A 14,910-nucleotide genomic window follows, 5' to 3' on the forward strand; every position below is an offset into this window, starting at 1 on the left:
CCGCTCCGTGCGCCTCCCCTGGAGGCCCATGGCGCGCATGGCGGGGCGGCGGACACTCTTCGCCGCCCCGGTCCTGCTCGCCGTCACCCTCGGGGTCTTCGCCGTCGCCGCGCTGTCCCCCTTCGACCCGGTCAAGGCGTACGCCGGCACCGCCGGCCTCACCGCCTCGCAGGCCGAGCTCGACCAGCTGCGGGCCAACCTCGGCGTGGACCAGCCGCTGCTCAGCCGCTGGTGGGACTGGCTCACCTCGGCCCTCACCGGTGACCTCGGAACCTCGGCCGTCATGCGGCAGCCGGTGGCCGACGTCATCGCCGAGCGCGTGGGCTGGTCGGCGCTGCTCGCGGCCTGCGCCTTCGCGGTGGCGGTGCTGGCGGGCACGGTTCTCGGGGTGCTGGCCGCGCGCCGCCCGGGCGGTCCGCTGGACCGGGGCGCGTCCTCGCTCGCGTACACCCTGGAAGCCGCCCCGGCCTTCTGGCTGGGACTCCTGGCCATCTGGTTCTTCTCCGTGCGCCTGGGCGTGCTGCCGTCGGGCGGCCTGACGGACGCGGGCAGCGACGTGGTCACCTTCGGCCAGGTCGCCTCGCACCTGGTCCTGCCCGCCCTGGTGCTGGGCGTCTCCCAACTCCCCTGGTTCTTCCTGTACGTCCGCCAAGGCGTGGCCGACGCGCTGGAGGAGGACCCCGTACGCGGGGCCCGTGCGCGGGGTCTCGCCGAGCGCCGCGTCCTGCTCGGGCACGGACTCCGCTCCGGGATGCTCCCGATGCTGACGCTGATCGGCTCCCGGGTGCCGGAGCTGATCACCGGCGCACTGCTGGTGGAGACCGTCTTCAGCTGGCCGGGCATCGCGGCGGCGACCGTACAGGCGGCGACATCGGTGGACTTCCCGTTGCTGGCCGCCCTGACGGTGCTCGCCACGGTGGCGGTGCTGGCCGGGAACCTGCTGTCCGACGTGATGTACGGCCTGGCGGATCCGAGGGTGGGCTTCGATGGCTGAAGCGAAGGCCGATGTGAAGGCCGGCGTGACGGCCGGCGTGAGCGGTGACGTGGTCTGGAAGTCCTCGGGGCGGGCGCGGCGTTCGACGCGGACGCTGCGCGTGCGCGCCTCGGCGGCGATCGTGGCGCTGATCGTACTGGCGGTGCTGCTGGTGCCGCCGCTGGCGCAACTCGACCAGCAGGCGGTCGAGTTGTCGGCACGGCTCCGGCCGCCGTCGTGGGCCCACCCCTTCGGCACGGACGACGTCGGCCGTGACCTGCTCCTGCGCTGCGTCTACGGGCTGCGCGTCTCGCTGCTGGTCGGCCTGGTGGCCGCGGTGGCGGCCACCGTCATCGGTACGGCGGTGGGCGCGGCCGCGGGGGCGCTGGGCGGCTGGACGGACCGCGTGGTGATGCGGGCCGTGGACACGCTGTCCTCGATTCCGCACCTGCTGCTGGGCGTCTTCATCGTGGCGATGTTCCGCCCGGGAGTCTGGCCCGTCGTCGTCTCGGTCGCCGTGACCCACTGGCTGTCGACGGCCCGGATCGTCCGCGCGGAAGTCCTGTCCCTGCGCAGCCGCCCCTACGTGGACGCGGCGATCTCGGGCGGCGCCTCGCGGTGGCGGGTCGCCGTGCGGCACCTGATCCCGGGCGTCCTCCCGCAGGCGGGCCTCGCCGCGGTACTGATGATCCCGCACGCGATGTGGCACGAGTCGGCCCTGTCCTTCCTCGGCCTGGGCCTGCCCTCCCACCAGGCCAGCCTGGGCGGCCTCGTACAGAGCGCCCGCGGTTCCCTGCTCGCCGGCGACTGGTGGCCCACGCTCTTCCCCGGCCTCCTCCTGATCATCCCGACCCTGGCGATCGCAGGCCTCGCCGGAGCCTGGCGGGACCGCCTCAACCCGCGCCGCCGCTCGGAGCTGACCCTGTGACCCGCCGCCCCGGAACCGATCCCGTCACCTATCCCGCGACCGGCCCGGGTGGTGACCCCGCCACCGGTCCGGCCGCCGCAGGCGCGGTGGGCAGGCCGTCCCCATCACCCGTCCTCACCGTCGACCGGCTCTCCGTGCGGTTCCGCATGCGCGCGGACCGGTATGTCGCCGCGGTCAGCGACGTCGGCTTCACCCTCGGCCGCGGCGAATGCCTCGCCCTCGTCGGCGAGAGCGGCTGCGGCAAGTCCGTGCTCGCCTCGGCCCTGCTCGGCCTGCTCCCCGGCAACGCCGAGACCGCCGGGTCGGCTCGGCTCGCCGACGGCCTCGACGTGCTCGCCGCCGACGAGCGCACCCTCGCCCGGACCGTCCGGGGCCGCCGCATCGGCCTGGTCCCGCAGAGCCCCGCCGCGCACCTCACGCCGGTCCGTACCATCCGGGCCCACCTGGAGGAGACCGTCCGCGAGCTGGCCGGCGGGCGGCAGTCCCGGACCCGGCTGCGCGCCGCGGCGCAGGCGGCGGCGGCGCGGGCGGCCTTTCCCGCCACCCACCTCGACCGCTACCCCCACGAACTCTCCGGGGGCCTCGCGCAGCGCGCCGCCACCGCTCTCGCCCTCATCGGGGACGCGCCGCTCCTGCTCGCCGACGAGCCGACCACCGGCCTCGACCGGGACCTCGTGCACCGCACCGTCGACGAACTGCGCGCCCACACCCGTGAGGCGGGCGCCGCCCTGCTGATGATCACGCACGACCTCGCCGCGGCGGAGCGGATCGCCGACACCGTCGCCGTCATGTATGCCGGCCGCATCGTCGAAGTGGCCCGGGCGGAAGCGTTCTTCGGCCTGCCCGGCCCCCGCCACCCGTACGCCCGGGGCCTCCTCGACGCCCTCCCCGAGCGTGCCTTCACCCCCATTCCCGGCGCGCCGCCCGAGCTCGGCGCGCTCCCCGCGGGCTGCGCCTTCGCCGCCCGCTGCACCCGGGCCGACGAGACCTGCCGTGCCGCGCTGCCCCCGCTCACCGAAGGGGTGGCCTGCCACCATGCTTGAGCTCAAGGACATCACCGCGGGCTACGACCGCCGTGCCCCCGTGGTCCGCGGCGCGCGCCTCACCCTGCACCCGGGTGAGTCCGTCGGCCTGTTGGGACCGAGCGGCTGCGGGAAGTCCACCCTCGCCCGGGTCGCCGCCCTGCTGCACCGTCCCGACCGCGGGAGCGTGCTCCTCGACGGCCGCGCGGTGACCGGCTTCCGCCATCGGGCCCCGCGCGCGCTGCGCATCGAGGTCGGCGTCGTCTTCCAGCAGCCCCGCCTCTCCGCGGACCCCCGCCTCACGCTGCGCGAGCTGGTCGCCGAACCGCTGCGCGCGACGGGCCGTCGTACAGAAGTGGAAGCAATCGTCGCCGACTTCGCCGCACGTGTCGGCCTCGGAGGTGATCTGCTCACCCGCCGCCCCCACGAGGTCAGCGACGGGCAGCTGCAACGCGCCTGCCTCGCCCGGGCGTTGGCGCTCCGCCCCCGCTGGCTGGTCTGCGACGAGATGACCGCGATGCTGGACGCTTCCACCGCGGCCGCCCTGGTCGGCGTGGTCGAGGAGTACCGCGCCGACACCGGGGCGGGGCTCCTCGCGGTCGGCCACGATCCGGTCCTGCTCGCGCGCTGGTGCGGTCGTACGACCCACTGGGACGAGATCGTCAAGGACTGACCGGCGGTCACGGACGGTCAACACCCGTACGGCGGACACGTCTTTCGCCCGAAGGCGCCCCCTCCTGCGCCACCATGGCGGCGCGTAAGGAGGTTTCTGTGGTGATTTCCCTCTCCGTGGTCGTCCTGCTCCTCGTCCTCGCGTGCATCTTCCTGCGCGGCGGCGGCCTGAAGGTCTCCCACGCGCTCGTCTGCGTACTACTCGGCTTCTACCTCGCGAGCAGCAGCGTTGCCGCGACCATCCACAACAGCGTCACCGCCACCGCGAACGTGGTCTCCGGCCTCAAGCCCTGAGAGGGCGGTTGGCCGACTCCCGCCCGCCTGATGGGGGCGGGACCGTCCCTCCGTCAGAAGCGGCAGGTGGGCACGGAGTCCAGCCACGCCGGCCCCTGGATGTAGATGTTCGTGACCCATGCCTTGTAGTCGGGAAGGTAGGACCACGCGTCATTGGTGTAGCCCTCGGCGGTGACCGTCTCCGCGTGCTTCTGGCACTCGACGCGGATCGTCGTCGGACCGGGGAACGCGTAGACCCGCGCCGCGCTGACGGACGGCTGCGCCTTGGTCCACACCCCGGAGCCCCAGGTCTTGAAGACGTGCCCGGCCACCGGCCCGGTGTCCACGCGGACCGCGCCGTAGTAGCCGCTGCTCAACCGGACGTCGCTGACCATGAGTTTGGTGCCGGACTGCTTGGCCTCGACCATCTTGCCCGCACCGAGGTAGAGGGCGATGTGGTGCAGACGCTGGGAGGTGCCCCAGACCAGCAGGTCGCCGGGGACCAGCGGGCCCAGCCCCTGGGCCGCCGTGAAGCGCCCGGCGGCGCGGTGCGTGTAGTACTGGGCGCTGGCCACGCCGTTCAGGATGTCCGACCCGGTCGCCTCGGCGTAAGCGTGGCGGACCAGCCCGGAGCAGTCGAAGCCCAGACGTTCCGGATCGTGCTCGCTGGCCGGGTCGGTGGGGTCGACCTTCCCGTAGGTGGGGCCGGGCTGCGGCCCGTGGCCGCCGCCCCACGTGTACCAGACGTCGGCCGCGACCTGGGCGCAGGCGGCGGCCACGGCCCGTTCGGCCGCCGCCGAGGCGCCCGGCGCCCGTACGGCGCACTCCCCGTCGGCGGTGTCCGCGGGCGCGGGCGCCGAGAGGAGGAAGGTCAGTAGGGCGACGAGCGTGCCGAGGAGAACGGATCGGCGGAACATGAGGGGCCTCGTTTCCTGTGTCCGGGTGAGGTGTTCACGTTTCGATGTGTCTGCGTCGCAGCCTGCGGGCAGGGGTCCCCGAGGTCGAGGATCAGGCGGCACCCCGCGCGGACGGGCAACGGGAAACCCCTGGGGAAACCCCCGCCCGGCAGGCAAGTCCGCCATCGGCGTCAGGGACGGACACAGTCGGGGCCGGGGGAGAGGGGCAGGCCCCGCACGAGGGTCTCGCGCTCCTTCGGGCCGAGGCTCGCGCGCAGCCGGCATATCTCCGCCAGCCGCGTTGGGACGTCGAGGTTCCACAGCCGTACGGTCCCGTCGGTACTGCTGCTGGCCACCGTCCGGCCGTCGGGGGCGAAGGCGACGCCCCACACCGCGTTCGTATGGCCCGTCAGCGTGGCCGCCGCCCGGCGCGCGGCCACGTCCCACAGCCGCACCGTACGGTCGTTGCCGCTGCTGGCCAGCGTGCGGCCGTCGGGGGAGAAGGAGATGCCCCGGGCGGAGCCGGTGTGACCCGACAGCGCCGCCACGAGGACGCGGCGCCGGAGGTCCCACAGACGTACGGTCCCGTCGTTGCCGCTGCTCGCCAGTGCCAGCCCGTCCGGGCCGAAGTCCACTCCCCGTACGGCACCCGTATGGCCCCTCAGCGTGCCCAGCGGGCGGCGCGCGGCCACGTCCCACAGCCGTACGGTCAGATCATCACCGGCGCTCGCCAGGGTGTGCCCGTCCGGGCTGAACACGACATCGTTGACGAAGTCCGTGTGCCCGGTGAGCGTGGCCAGCGCGCGGCGCCCGGCGACGTCCCAGAGGCGGACCGTGCCGTCCGAGCCGGCCGAGGCCAGTGTCCGCCCGTCCGGGGAGAAGGCCACCGCGAAGACGGTGCCGCTCTGACCGGTGAGCGCGGCCTGCGGGCCGCCCGCGGACGTGTCCCAGAGGCGGACCGTGCCGTCTGAGCCGGCGGAGGCCAGTGTCCGCCCGTCCGGGGAGAAGGCCACCGCGAACACGGTCTCGCCGTGCCCCGAGAAGGTGGCCAGGACCCGGCGCCCCGCCACGTCCCACAGCCGCACCGCGTGATCGGCCTCCGCGGTCGCCAGGAGTTTTCCGTCCGGGCTGTAGGCGGCCTGCCAGACCTCGGTGAACGGACGCGGCGTCAGCACCGGACCGCGCAGGTCCCAGAGCACGACGGACTGGTCGAAGCCGGCGGTGGCCAGCACCGCGCCGTCGGAGTCGACGGCCACCCCGAGCACGTAGTCGGTGTGCCCGGCGAGCATGGCCGTCAGCCGGCCGCTGCGCACGTCCCACAACCGGGTGGCGCCCTCGCCGCCCGCGCTGACGACGGTCGTGCCGTCGGGCGTGTAGGCGACCGCGTTGACGTCGTCGCTGTGCCCGGTGAGCGTCGCGGTCGTCCGGCGTCCGGCCACGTCCCACAGGCGCAGGGTCCGGTCCATGCCCCCGGTGGCGACCGTCCGCCCGTCCGGGGCGAAGGCCGCCCCCAGCACCTCGTCGGTGTGTCCGGTGAGCACGGCCAGCGGACGGGCCTCCACCGCATCCCACAGCCGTACGGTCCGGTCGGCGCCGGCCGAGACCAGCGTCCGGCCGTCCGGGGCGTAGGCCAGGGCGTTGATCCTCCCGGTGTGGCCGGTGAGCGACGCGACGGCCCGGCGCTCCCCGCCGGTCTCCCACAGCCGGACCGTGCCGTCGGCGTCCGCCGAGGCCAGCGTCCGCCCGTCGGGAGCGAAGGCCACCGCCCGGGCGCCCGTCGTGCTCTCCCCGAGGACCGCCGCCTTCCGGTGGCCGGCGGTGTCCCACAGCTGTGCGGGCCCGTTCGTGGAGGTCGCCGCCAGAGTGCGGCCGTCGGGGCTGAAGGCGACCGAGCGGACCCGCCCCGGCAGGGTGAAGGTCGCGGTGGTCCGTCGGTCGCGCACCCGCCGCAGCCGCACCGTCCCGTCGGAGCTGGCCGTCGCCAGCGACTCGCTGCGCGGCGCGAAGGCCACCGCGTTGACCGGCCCGCCGTGCCCGCCGAGCCGGGCGATGAAGGGCCGTGACTGGGTGCTCAGGAGGGCCCCGCGCGCCTCGCTCGTCGCCTTGATGCGGTACGCCTCCCCGGCGAGCAGCATCGAGACCTCCGGCTGACCGGCCGCCAGGGACGTGGACTGCAGGGCGAGGGCCCGTGAGCGGGCGGCGCGTTCCTGGCCGAGCGCGTCCGCCCGCTGCTGGTAGGCCAGCCCTCCGGCGGTCAGGGCGACGACCAGCAGGCAGACCAGCGTGGCCAGCATCCGCTGCCTCAACCGGGCCTGGCGCCGGGCCTGCCTTGCACGGCTGTCCTCGCCGGCCTGGCCGGCCCGTAGGAAGGCCTCTTCCAGCGGCGCGAGCCGGCTCCGGCCGTCGAGTTCGTCGGCCCACGAGCGGACGGTCTCCAGCCGGGTCCCCCGGTAGAGGAGGGACGGATCACGGCCCTCGCGCTCCCATTCGGCGGCCGCTTGGGCCAGTTGCTGGTGGATCAGCAGTCCGGCCCGGTCTGCGTGGATCCACCCTCGCAGCCGCGGCCAGGCATGGAGGAGCGCCTCGTGGGTGATCTCCACGGTGTCGCTGCCCATGGTGATCAGCCGGGCCCGTACGAAGGCGTCGAGCGCGGCCACGGCCCGGTCCGCGTCGACCAGCTGCTCCATCAGGGCGGTCCGGCTCATCCGGCGCCGCGTGGCCCCCGTACCGTCGGCGACGTGGACCAGCCGCACCAGTACCCGGCGGATCGTCTTCTGCTCGGCCGGGTACAGGCGGGCGAACACGTCCTCGGCCGTACGTGCGATCGCCCCCTGGATGCCGCCGGAGTGCTCGTATCCGGCGACGGTCAGGGTGGACCCCTCGCGCCGTTGCCAGGTGGCCATCAGCGCGTGGGAGACCAGCGGCAGCGCACCGGACGGGGTGTGGCCGGGGAGGCCCGCCGGGCCGGCCGTCCCCGGGTCCTCCCGCAGCCCGGCGTCCCGCAGGAGCAGCGGGACCAGACCCGGTTCGAGGGTGACTCCGGCGAGCTCGGCGGGACGCGTGATCGATTCCCGCAGCTCCGCCACGGACATCGGGGGCAGCACGAACAGGCCCCCGGTGAAGACCGGGGCGAGTTCGGGAAGGTCCAGGCAGCTGCCGGAGAAGTCGGCCCGTACGCCGAGCACCACGACGGCGGGATCGAGTCCGGTCTTTGCCGGACAGGAGGTGGCCAGGGCCGAGAGGACCCGTACAAAGGCGCGTCGCTCGTCCTCCTCCGAACAGAGGGTGAACAGCTCCTCGAACTGATCGACGATCAGCACCGGGCGGACGGGCGGGGGCCGCCGGTCGCGCGGTCCCGCCGGAGTGTGGTCCGACAGTCGCCGGACGGCTTCGAGCAGGGCCTGCGGGCGCTCGCGCAACTCCCGTACGGTGATGCCCGGATCGCTTCCGAGAACCTTCGCGGTGCAGTCCAGCAGCTCTTCCAGCGGATGCGCGGTGGGAGTGAAGCCGACCACCGGCCATGCGTCGGCGCCCGGCATCGGGAAGCCGCCGCTGCGCCGCAGGGCCGGCCGGAGACCGGCGTTGAGCAGGGACGACTTGCCCGCGCCGGAGGGGGCGACCAGCATCAGCGGTCCGTTCCCGATCCGTTCGAAGACCCGCTCGACGAGCGCCGCCGTCGCATGCTCCCGGCCGAAGAACCACCGTGCGTCCCGCGGGGTGAAGGCCGGCAGGCCGCGGTAGGGGCATGAGCCCTCCGACTGCGCCCCGGGGGCGACGGAACCGGTACCGGCGCCGGCCCCCGGGGGGTCCGCCTCCCGGACCAGCCGCAGCAGTTCGCCGTCCGCCTGCAGCACCTCGTCGCAGCGGCGTGCTACGTCGACGGTCACGGGCTTCGCACCGGTCTCGATCTTGCTGAGGTAGCCCTTGCTGTAGTGAGTGCGGCGCGCCAGATCGGCCAGCGACAGGCCGCGTCGCACCCGCGTGTGCCGCAGCTGAGCGGAGAAGGAGACGGCTTCGTCGCCGGACGAATCGTGCTGGTGAGCGGTGTTCCGTCCGCGGTCCGGATCCCCCAAGACAACCCCCATGGCAAAGCGCGCCCAGGCTGTGAGATGGCAGTGCCCAGGCTACAGCGGGGGTGGGACGGGCGATGGGGTCTTTCGTCCGGTATGACGAAAAGACGAACTTCCGGAACCGCCGCCGGGCGGGTCCGGAAGCCGTCCCGAACGGGGAGGTGGCTACGGCCGGTTCAGGCGGATCGAGTTGATCGGCGTGAGGTCGGCGTAGACACCGGTGTGCGCGGCGATGGCGCCGCCGCAGCCGGCGCCGTTGGAGCCGGTGCACAGGTTCGCGGTCGCGCCGCCGGTCTGGTTGTTGAGGACCCAGTGGTTCCCGTGCTGGTTGACGAGGTTGTGCGCCCCGTACCTGTAGTAGATGTGACTCGGCTTGACGGCGGGGTTCTGATTCTGGGGGTAGATGCAGACCGCGCCGTCCGGGCAACCGGCCCAGGCGTCGGCCGGCTGGGCCCCTGCCGGGCCGCTGAGTGCGATCAGGGCGGCGGCCGCAGTGGCGAGTGCGGCGGCGCCGCGGGTCATCTTGCGCATGGTGTCCACCTTGTGGGTCTTGCTGGGTGCTGACGACTTCAGCCTGTCCACGGAGCGCACCGCGGTCGACGGGTTTCCCGTTGCCCGTCTGACGGGCGGTCGGGAAACGGCCCGTGACCAGCGCCGTCAGGGGGCGGTGGTCAACAGTCGTGGGAGGACTGTTGATCATTCGCTCCACCTCAGGTGATGCCTTCAGATCGAAGGGGTATGGAGGATCGCACCTGTTGAACATCTGTTAATGTGCCCGCTCCTGGATGTTCGTCCACCAATCCGTCTCCCCTTGAGCGCTGCGCGTTCGAGGGTGTTGCGAGGTGTCTTGTACGTGTACAGCACTCCGTTCTCCCCCGCCGAGGCCCGGGCGGCGCGAGCCCGCATGGGCTTGACCACGGCCCAGGTGGCCCACTCGATGGCGGCCTGTGGCACACCCGTCCACCCCGAGCTGATCACGGCGTGGGAGCAGGGCTCCCACGTGCCGTCGGACCGGCAACTCTTCGCACTGGCCGATGTGTTGTGGTGCGATGCCAAGACCCTGATGGGTACTCGGCCGCAGACCGTCGCGGAGTACCGACTGGCCCGCCAGCTCAGCGTGGAGCGGCTGGCCGCCCGCATAGGCATGGACGTGTCCGAGTACCGTGCGGCCGAGGCGGCGCGGCAATGGCACGGCGACACCTGGCAGACCAGGGCGCTGGTGGAGGCGCTGGGGCTGTCCTTGCGCCGGCTCGTCGAGATCCTGGGCCGGGCCGACGAGTTGGCCGGTCATCTGCGCGCGGCCGTCGACGGCCGGTGGAAGGCGCACATCGAACCGGTGGCGGAGCTCGTCATCGCCGACGCGACGAGTGTGGGCGATGCGCTGCGCACCATGCACGCGGAGTTCTCGGCCTTCTCGGAGCGGTACATGGGACACCTGGTCGCGCTGAACGACGATGCCCGGCTCAAGGAGATCGCAGCCGAGCGTGCCGCGTACCTGCGCCGCCTCGTCGACCACTTCTGGGAGTTGATCGGTGAAGCGGGCGAAACCGGTGAAACGCCGCCGTCCTCCCGGGGAGGCCGCTGAGCCGGCGCGCCCCACCGGCCGGGGCCGGGAAGAACGCGGGGCGTCCTTCCCGGCCGACGGCCGCGACCGGGTACGGCGGCCGGTTCCAGCGAGGCGGTTCAGCGGGGCGGTTCAGCGGGGCGGTGCAGTGGGGTGGTTCAGTGGGCGGCCGCGCCGAGCCTCGGATCCGCCGAGCCGCCGTCCCCGGTGTCGCCCATGTCGCCGACGTCGTCCCAGTCGATCTCCATCGTGGTGCGGCTCGTGAAGACGTTGAAGAGCAGGTTCAGCGTGATGGCCGTGAGGGCGCCCAGCGTGATCCCGCTGTCGAGCACCGCCCGGACGTCGTCCGGCAGCCGGTCGAAGAACGGCCCGACCGTGGCCGGCAGCAGCGCGGCGCCCAGACTGACCCCCAGGATCAGGGCGTTGCGCTCCTCGCGCAGATCGGCCTTCCCCAGGATCTGGATGCCGACCGCCGCGACCATGCCGAACATGGAGAGCGCCGCCCCGCCGAGCACCGGGTGCGGGATCGCGGCGACCAGGCTGCCGGCCTTCGGCAGCAGCCCAAGGATGATCATGAACACCCCGGCCGCGACGACCACGTACCGGCTCATGACCTTGGACATGCGCACCAGGCCGATGTTCTCCGCGAAGGCCACGTACGGGAACGAGTTGAGGATGCCGCCGAGCACGGTGGCCGCGCCGTCGGCGCGCAGCGCCCGTGCGACCGTGTCGGTGTCGACCCTCTTGCGGGTGATCTCCCCGATGGCGTAGACGTCCCCGGTGGTCTCCACCATGGTGATCAACATGACGACGAGCATGGCGATCACCGGAAGCAGCTCGAATCGCGGCATGCCGTAGTGGAACGGCGTGGTGACCCCGAACCAGGCGGTGTCCCCCACCGCGCCGAAGTCGGCATCGCCGAAGAGCCATGCGACGGCCGTGCCGACGGCGAGCCCGAGCAGGACGGCGAGGCTGCTGAGGAAGGGCTTGCCGATCCGGACCACGGCCAGGATGAACAGCAGCGTGCCGAGCGCGTAGGCGAGGTTCTTCGGATCGCCGTAGGCGGGACTGCCGATCAGATGCGCCCCGCCGGCCGCGTCGTGGAGGGCCACGGGGATCAGGGTGATGCCGATGATCGTCAGGATCGTGCCGATGACGACCGGCGGGAAGTACTTCACCAGCTTGCTGAAGACGGGGGCGAACAGGAAGGTGGCTATGCCCGCTGTGATCACGGCCCCGTAGACGACGAGCAGTCCGGCGGTACCGCCGCCCGCCCCCATGCCGATGGCGATCATCGGCGAGACGGCCGTGAAGGTGACGCCCTGGACCAGGGGGAGTCGGGCGCCGACCTTCCAGACGCCGAGAGCCTGGATGATCGAGGCGATGCCGCAGGTCAGGAGGTCCGCGTTGATGAGGTGGACGAGCTCTTCCGGGGAGAGCCCCAGGGCGTTTCCGAGGAGGACGGGAACGATGACGGCCGCCGCGTAGAAGGCCAGGACGTGCTGGAAACCGTAAAGGGCGAGCCGGGGGAGCGGGAGCAGCTCGTCGACAGGATGCGCCTGCTGTCGGGATGGCTGCCGGACGGACTGTCGTGCGGACTGTCGGGGGACGCGTCGCGTCATCTCTGCCTTGCCTTCGCGAGGTAGGTGAATGAGAGAAGACCGCCGCCCTCCAGTCCCGGGTGACAGGACGAGGGCAGGCCGGAGGTACCGGGCGGACGTCGGGCGGTGTTGCCACACCACGTCGCTCTGCGCTGCGATATGTGCCCTGGATTGGCAGGACTTCCTTCGATCGACGCATCGGACCCGTTCTTGTTCATGGGATCCGAAGGAGGACTCGATCGAGGGCGCTCACCATAGCCAACAGCGGTGTTTCCTCGCGAGTAACCGGAGCGGGCGTGGTGCTGCGCGGTCGCGGGGAGCGCGGCCGGGCGCCGTCAGGGGTAGCGGGCCCGGATGACCACGAGCTCCTCCCACTGCTCGTCGTCGTGGGCCAGCCCCTGGTGCTCCAGCCAGGCCCGCCGTGAGCGCAGGACCGGCCCCCACGGTACGGAGACCCGCGCCCTCACCTGCGCCGTCAGCCCGGCCCGGGCCAGCCGGTCCACCGTGGTCCCGGCTCCGCACATCCCGGAGTGCACCATCAGCAGGACACCGCCGCGGCGCAGCAGGGCGGGGGCGTTCGCGCAGATCCGGTCGATGACGGCCCGCCCGTCGGGGCCGGCGTCCCACGCCCGCTCCGCTCCGCGCGACGGCAGTTCCGCGCACGGCGAGGGTACGTAGGGAGGGTTGGCCAGAATCATGTCGTAGCGCCGCCCCCGGCCGCGGGCGGCGAAGTCTCCGTGGAGCACCCGCAGCGGCAGGCGCAGCCGCAGTGCGTTGAGGCGGGCGGAGACCACCGCGGGCCAGGAGACGTCCACCGCCGTGACCCGCGCTCCCGTGAGGGCTGCGTGCAGCGCGAGCGCGCCCGTCCCGGTGCCTATCTCCAGTACGTCGACACCCGGTCCCAGATGCTCCTGGGAGAGTGCCTCGGCGAGGAGGCGGGTGTCGGCCTGCGGGGAGTACACCCCGGGCAGCGCGATCAGTCTCTCGGGAGTGATTCCCGAGGTCAGGGCAGTGGACGGCACCAGACATACCTCCCGAACCGGCCGCACTCCGCAGGGCGGTGCACGGTTTTTGATCGACAAGGGGCGGCTGCCCCGAACAGCGGACTCCAACCCCGCCGCGTCAGCGGTATTCGTAGGATCGGACGATGTCCGGGTCAGGTCTCCAGCCGGCTGTTGGGCCCGTCCTGGCCGTCGGCCTGGTCGTCGTTGAACCAGTAATCGCCGGCGGCGAGGTAGCGGAAGGTGTGGGTGGCTTCGCGGGGGAGCGTGACGGACACGGCGCGCGTCCCGTCGGCTCTCGCCCGCAGGGGATGGGTGTCGGGGTGCCAGTCGTTGAAGTCGCCGACGACGCTGACCGGCCCGGCCGGGGCCTCGGCGGGGAGGATGAAGGTGACCTCGGTGTGGTCGTGGTCCTGTCTGCGCTCCAGCACGATGGACTCCGGCGTCGTCGGGAGAGGTGTGGACGCCCATCGTGCCTGCCGGCCGGAGAGAGCGCAGCGCGGTCGGTCCGTTGTGAGGAAGCGGGGTCCACCACTCGGGTGTACCTCGCGGTCTACACCTCAGGCCGACGGGGTCCGGGGCGAGACCACGGTGAAGAGCGCCCCCGCGGGGTCTCTGAGGGAGACCCGACGGCTGACCGTCGAGCTCTCGACGGGGGAGGCGGTCCTGCCGCCCAGCCGGGTGGCGGCTTCCACGGCCGCCTCCAGATCCGGGACCTGGAAGTGGACGTGCCAGCGCGGTCGGATCTGCGGGTCGGGAGCCGCTTCGACGGCGCCGCCGCTGATGCGCGCCACGGTGTCGTGGCCGTGGCGCAGTACGACGTGGTCCTCCTCGTACGAGACCTCGCAGCAGCCCGGCCGCCCGGAGGCCCAGTCGAGGACCTGCCCGTAGAAGATGGCCGCGGCGAAGGCGTCGCGCGTACGGAGCTCCACCAATGCGGGAGCCTCCCCCCGGCCGACCGACCAGTCGGGGATGACCTCGCCCTGCCAGAATCCGAAGACCGCCCCGTCGAGGTCGGCGGCGAGGGCGGCGCGGCCCGTGCCGAAGGCGAGCGGGCCGACCGCCATGGTGGCTCCGCGCTCGCGGATCCGGGCGGCGGTCACGTCCGCGTCGTCGACGGCGAAGTACGGGGTCCACGCCACCGGCACCGAGAGGCTCCGGGCCAGTGCGCCGATGCCCGCGACCGGTGCTCCGTCGCGCAGGGCGACGGTGAAACCCTCTCCGAGCCGGGTGCTGCGAAACTCCCAGCCCATCACGGCTCCGTAGAACCGCTGGGCGGAAGACAGGTCCTGGGTCATCAGACTGACCCAGCACGGCGCCCCGAACACCTCATGACTTGACGTCGACACAGCTGCCAACCTCATCTGCCGCTCACCTCGGACGGGACCGGATCACCGTATCCGCTGTGCCGCGATGCCTGCCGGATGGCGCAACACCGCGTGTCGGGCCGCGCGTGAACCTGCTCGGTGCGGCTCTTGAGCGCATGCTCTGCTCATGCGTCCGATCGTCGTACCGCTGTTGCTGGGCACGCTGTGCCTGTCCGCGTCGGGATGCGCCACGGTCGATGAACGGGCCACGGCGGCCAGGGCCGTCGCCACGGGGTTCCACGCCGCGCTCCTGGCCGCCGACAGCGGGCGGGCCTGTGCGGCTCTGGCGCCCGGTACCCGGGAGGAGCTGGAGCAGGACGGTCCGTGCACGGAGGCCCTGAACGCCCTGGACCTCACACCCGCCGCCGGCGGGGCGCAGCGGGTGGACGTCTACGGTGCGCAGGCTCGGGTCGTGCTCGAGCGGGACAGCGTCTTCCTCGCGTCTTTCCCCGACGGCTGGAAGGTCACGGCCGCGGGCTGCGCCGCCCGGCCCGGGCGCCCTTACCGGTGTGAGCTGAAGGGGGACTGAGATGCGCTCCCTGT

The 14,910-nt window shown here is 72.9% G+C and carries 14 protein-coding genes; 7 read left to right on the top strand and 7 right to left on the bottom strand.

Annotated features, from left to right (window positions below):
• Positions 1-28 precede the first annotated feature (28 nt).
• The 5 genes from ABZX75_RS21810 (at position 29) to ABZX75_RS21830 (ending at position 3,889) form a co-directional block, all read left to right on the top strand.
• Positions 29-994 carry an ABC transporter permease gene (locus ABZX75_RS21810; RefSeq protein ID WP_355412928.1) on the top strand — a complete coding sequence of 322 codons (966 nt, stop codon included), beginning with the start codon at positions 29-31 and terminating at the stop codon, positions 992-994.
• A complete protein-coding gene (locus tag ABZX75_RS21815) occupies positions 987-1,901 on the top strand; it encodes an ABC transporter permease (protein ID WP_355412930.1) in 915 nt (304 codons plus the stop codon). Before ABZX75_RS21810 ends, ABZX75_RS21815 begins: the two co-directional genes overlap by 8 nt.
• Entirely contained in the window at positions 1,898-2,944 is a 1,047-nt protein-coding gene (locus ABZX75_RS21820; RefSeq protein ID WP_355412932.1) for an ABC transporter ATP-binding protein, read from the top strand. The genes ABZX75_RS21815 and ABZX75_RS21820 overlap by 4 nt, the downstream gene beginning before the upstream one ends.
• Positions 2,937-3,596: an ATP-binding cassette domain-containing protein gene (locus tag ABZX75_RS21825; protein WP_355412934.1), complete on the top strand. Its 660-nt coding sequence runs from the start codon at positions 2,937-2,939 to the stop codon at positions 3,594-3,596. Before ABZX75_RS21820 ends, ABZX75_RS21825 begins: the two co-directional genes overlap by 8 nt.
• 98 nt (positions 3,597-3,694) lie before the next feature.
• Positions 3,695-3,889: a hypothetical protein gene (locus ABZX75_RS21830; RefSeq protein WP_355412936.1), complete on the top strand. Its 195-nt coding sequence runs from the start codon at positions 3,695-3,697 to the stop codon at positions 3,887-3,889.
• A 53-nt stretch (positions 3,890-3,942) separates the two neighbouring features.
• On the opposite strand, the gene ABZX75_RS21835 is transcribed toward ABZX75_RS21830, so the two are convergent.
• The 3 genes from ABZX75_RS21835 to ABZX75_RS21845 form a co-directional block, all read right to left on the bottom strand.
• The gene (locus ABZX75_RS21835; protein WP_355412938.1) at positions 3,943-4,785 is read right to left on the bottom strand and encodes an NlpC/P60 family protein; all 843 of its coding nucleotides are present in this window, start codon (positions 4,783-4,785) and stop codon (positions 3,943-3,945) included.
• 170 nt (positions 4,786-4,955) lie between these two features.
• A complete protein-coding gene (locus ABZX75_RS21840) occupies positions 4,956-8,849 on the bottom strand; it encodes a helix-turn-helix domain-containing protein (protein ID WP_355412940.1) in 3,894 nt (1,297 codons plus the stop codon).
• A 150-nt stretch (positions 8,850-8,999) separates the two neighbouring features.
• On the bottom strand, positions 9,000-9,365 hold the full coding sequence (locus ABZX75_RS21845) for a hypothetical protein (protein ID WP_355412942.1): 366 nt from the start codon (positions 9,363-9,365) through the stop codon (positions 9,000-9,002).
• A gap of 322 nt (positions 9,366-9,687) precedes the next feature.
• On the opposite strand from ABZX75_RS21845, the gene ABZX75_RS21850 reads away from it, so the two are divergent.
• Positions 9,688-10,419, top strand: a complete 732-nt coding sequence (locus ABZX75_RS21850) for a transcriptional regulator (protein WP_355412944.1) — start codon at positions 9,688-9,690, stop codon at positions 10,417-10,419.
• 137 nt (positions 10,420-10,556) lie between these two features.
• On the opposite strand, the gene ABZX75_RS21855 is transcribed toward ABZX75_RS21850, so the two are convergent.
• The 4 genes from ABZX75_RS21855 to ABZX75_RS21870 all read right to left on the bottom strand — a co-directional run bounded on the left by ABZX75_RS21855 (position 10,557) and on the right by ABZX75_RS21870 (position 14,298).
• Complete coding sequence (locus ABZX75_RS21855; RefSeq protein WP_355412946.1) at positions 10,557-12,020, bottom strand: nucleobase:cation symporter-2 family protein; 1,464 nt, start codon at positions 12,018-12,020, stop codon at positions 10,557-10,559.
• Between the two features lie 314 nt (positions 12,021-12,334).
• A complete protein-coding gene (locus ABZX75_RS21860) occupies positions 12,335-13,024 on the bottom strand; it encodes a HemK2/MTQ2 family protein methyltransferase (RefSeq protein ID WP_355413031.1) in 690 nt (229 codons plus the stop codon).
• Between the two features lie 131 nt (positions 13,025-13,155).
• Complete coding sequence (locus ABZX75_RS21865) at positions 13,156-13,431, bottom strand: isoamylase early set domain-containing protein (RefSeq protein WP_355412948.1); 276 nt, start codon at positions 13,429-13,431, stop codon at positions 13,156-13,158.
• A gap of 129 nt (positions 13,432-13,560) precedes the next feature.
• Positions 13,561-14,298 carry a VOC family protein gene (locus ABZX75_RS21870; RefSeq protein ID WP_355412950.1) on the bottom strand — a complete coding sequence of 246 codons (738 nt, stop codon included), beginning with the start codon at positions 14,296-14,298 and terminating at the stop codon, positions 13,561-13,563.
• 196 nt (positions 14,299-14,494) lie between these two features.
• Between ABZX75_RS21870 and ABZX75_RS21875 the strand changes: the two genes are divergently transcribed.
• Complete coding sequence (locus ABZX75_RS21875) at positions 14,495-14,896, top strand: hypothetical protein (protein WP_355412952.1); 402 nt, start codon at positions 14,495-14,497, stop codon at positions 14,894-14,896.
• Positions 14,897-14,910: the final 14 nt, after the last annotated feature.

It is taken from the genome of Streptomyces sp. NPDC003038 (assembly GCF_040611115.1).
GTDB lineage: Bacteria > Actinomycetota > Actinomycetes > Streptomycetales > Streptomycetaceae > Streptomyces.

Bases quoted from the DNA above. Each gene is read 5' to 3' on its own strand.
- ABZX75_RS21810 (WP_355412928.1), top strand. From the start codon at position 29: ATGGCGCGCATGGCGGGGCGGCGGACACTCTTCGCCGCCCCGGTCCTG.
- ABZX75_RS21815 (WP_355412930.1), top strand. From the start codon at position 987: ATGGCTGAAGCGAAGGCCGATGTGAAGGCCGGCGTGACGGCCGGCGTG.
- ABZX75_RS21825 (WP_355412934.1), top strand. From the start codon at position 2,937: ATGCTTGAGCTCAAGGACATCACCGCGGGCTACGACCGCCGTGCCCCC.
- ABZX75_RS21835 (WP_355412938.1), bottom strand. From the start codon at position 4,785: ATGTTCCGCCGATCCGTTCTCCTCGGCACGCTCGTCGCCCTACTGACC.
- ABZX75_RS21840 (WP_355412940.1), bottom strand. From the start codon at position 8,849: ATGGGGGTTGTCTTGGGGGATCCGGACCGCGGACGGAACACCGCTCAC.
- ABZX75_RS21845 (WP_355412942.1), bottom strand. From the start codon at position 9,365: ATGCGCAAGATGACCCGCGGCGCCGCCGCACTCGCCACTGCGGCCGCC.
- ABZX75_RS21855 (WP_355412946.1), bottom strand. From the start codon at position 12,020: ATGACGCGACGCGTCCCCCGACAGTCCGCACGACAGTCCGTCCGGCAG.
- ABZX75_RS21870 (WP_355412950.1), bottom strand. From the start codon at position 14,298: ATGACCCAGGACCTGTCTTCCGCCCAGCGGTTCTACGGAGCCGTGATG.
- ABZX75_RS21875 (WP_355412952.1), top strand. From the start codon at position 14,495: ATGCGTCCGATCGTCGTACCGCTGTTGCTGGGCACGCTGTGCCTGTCC.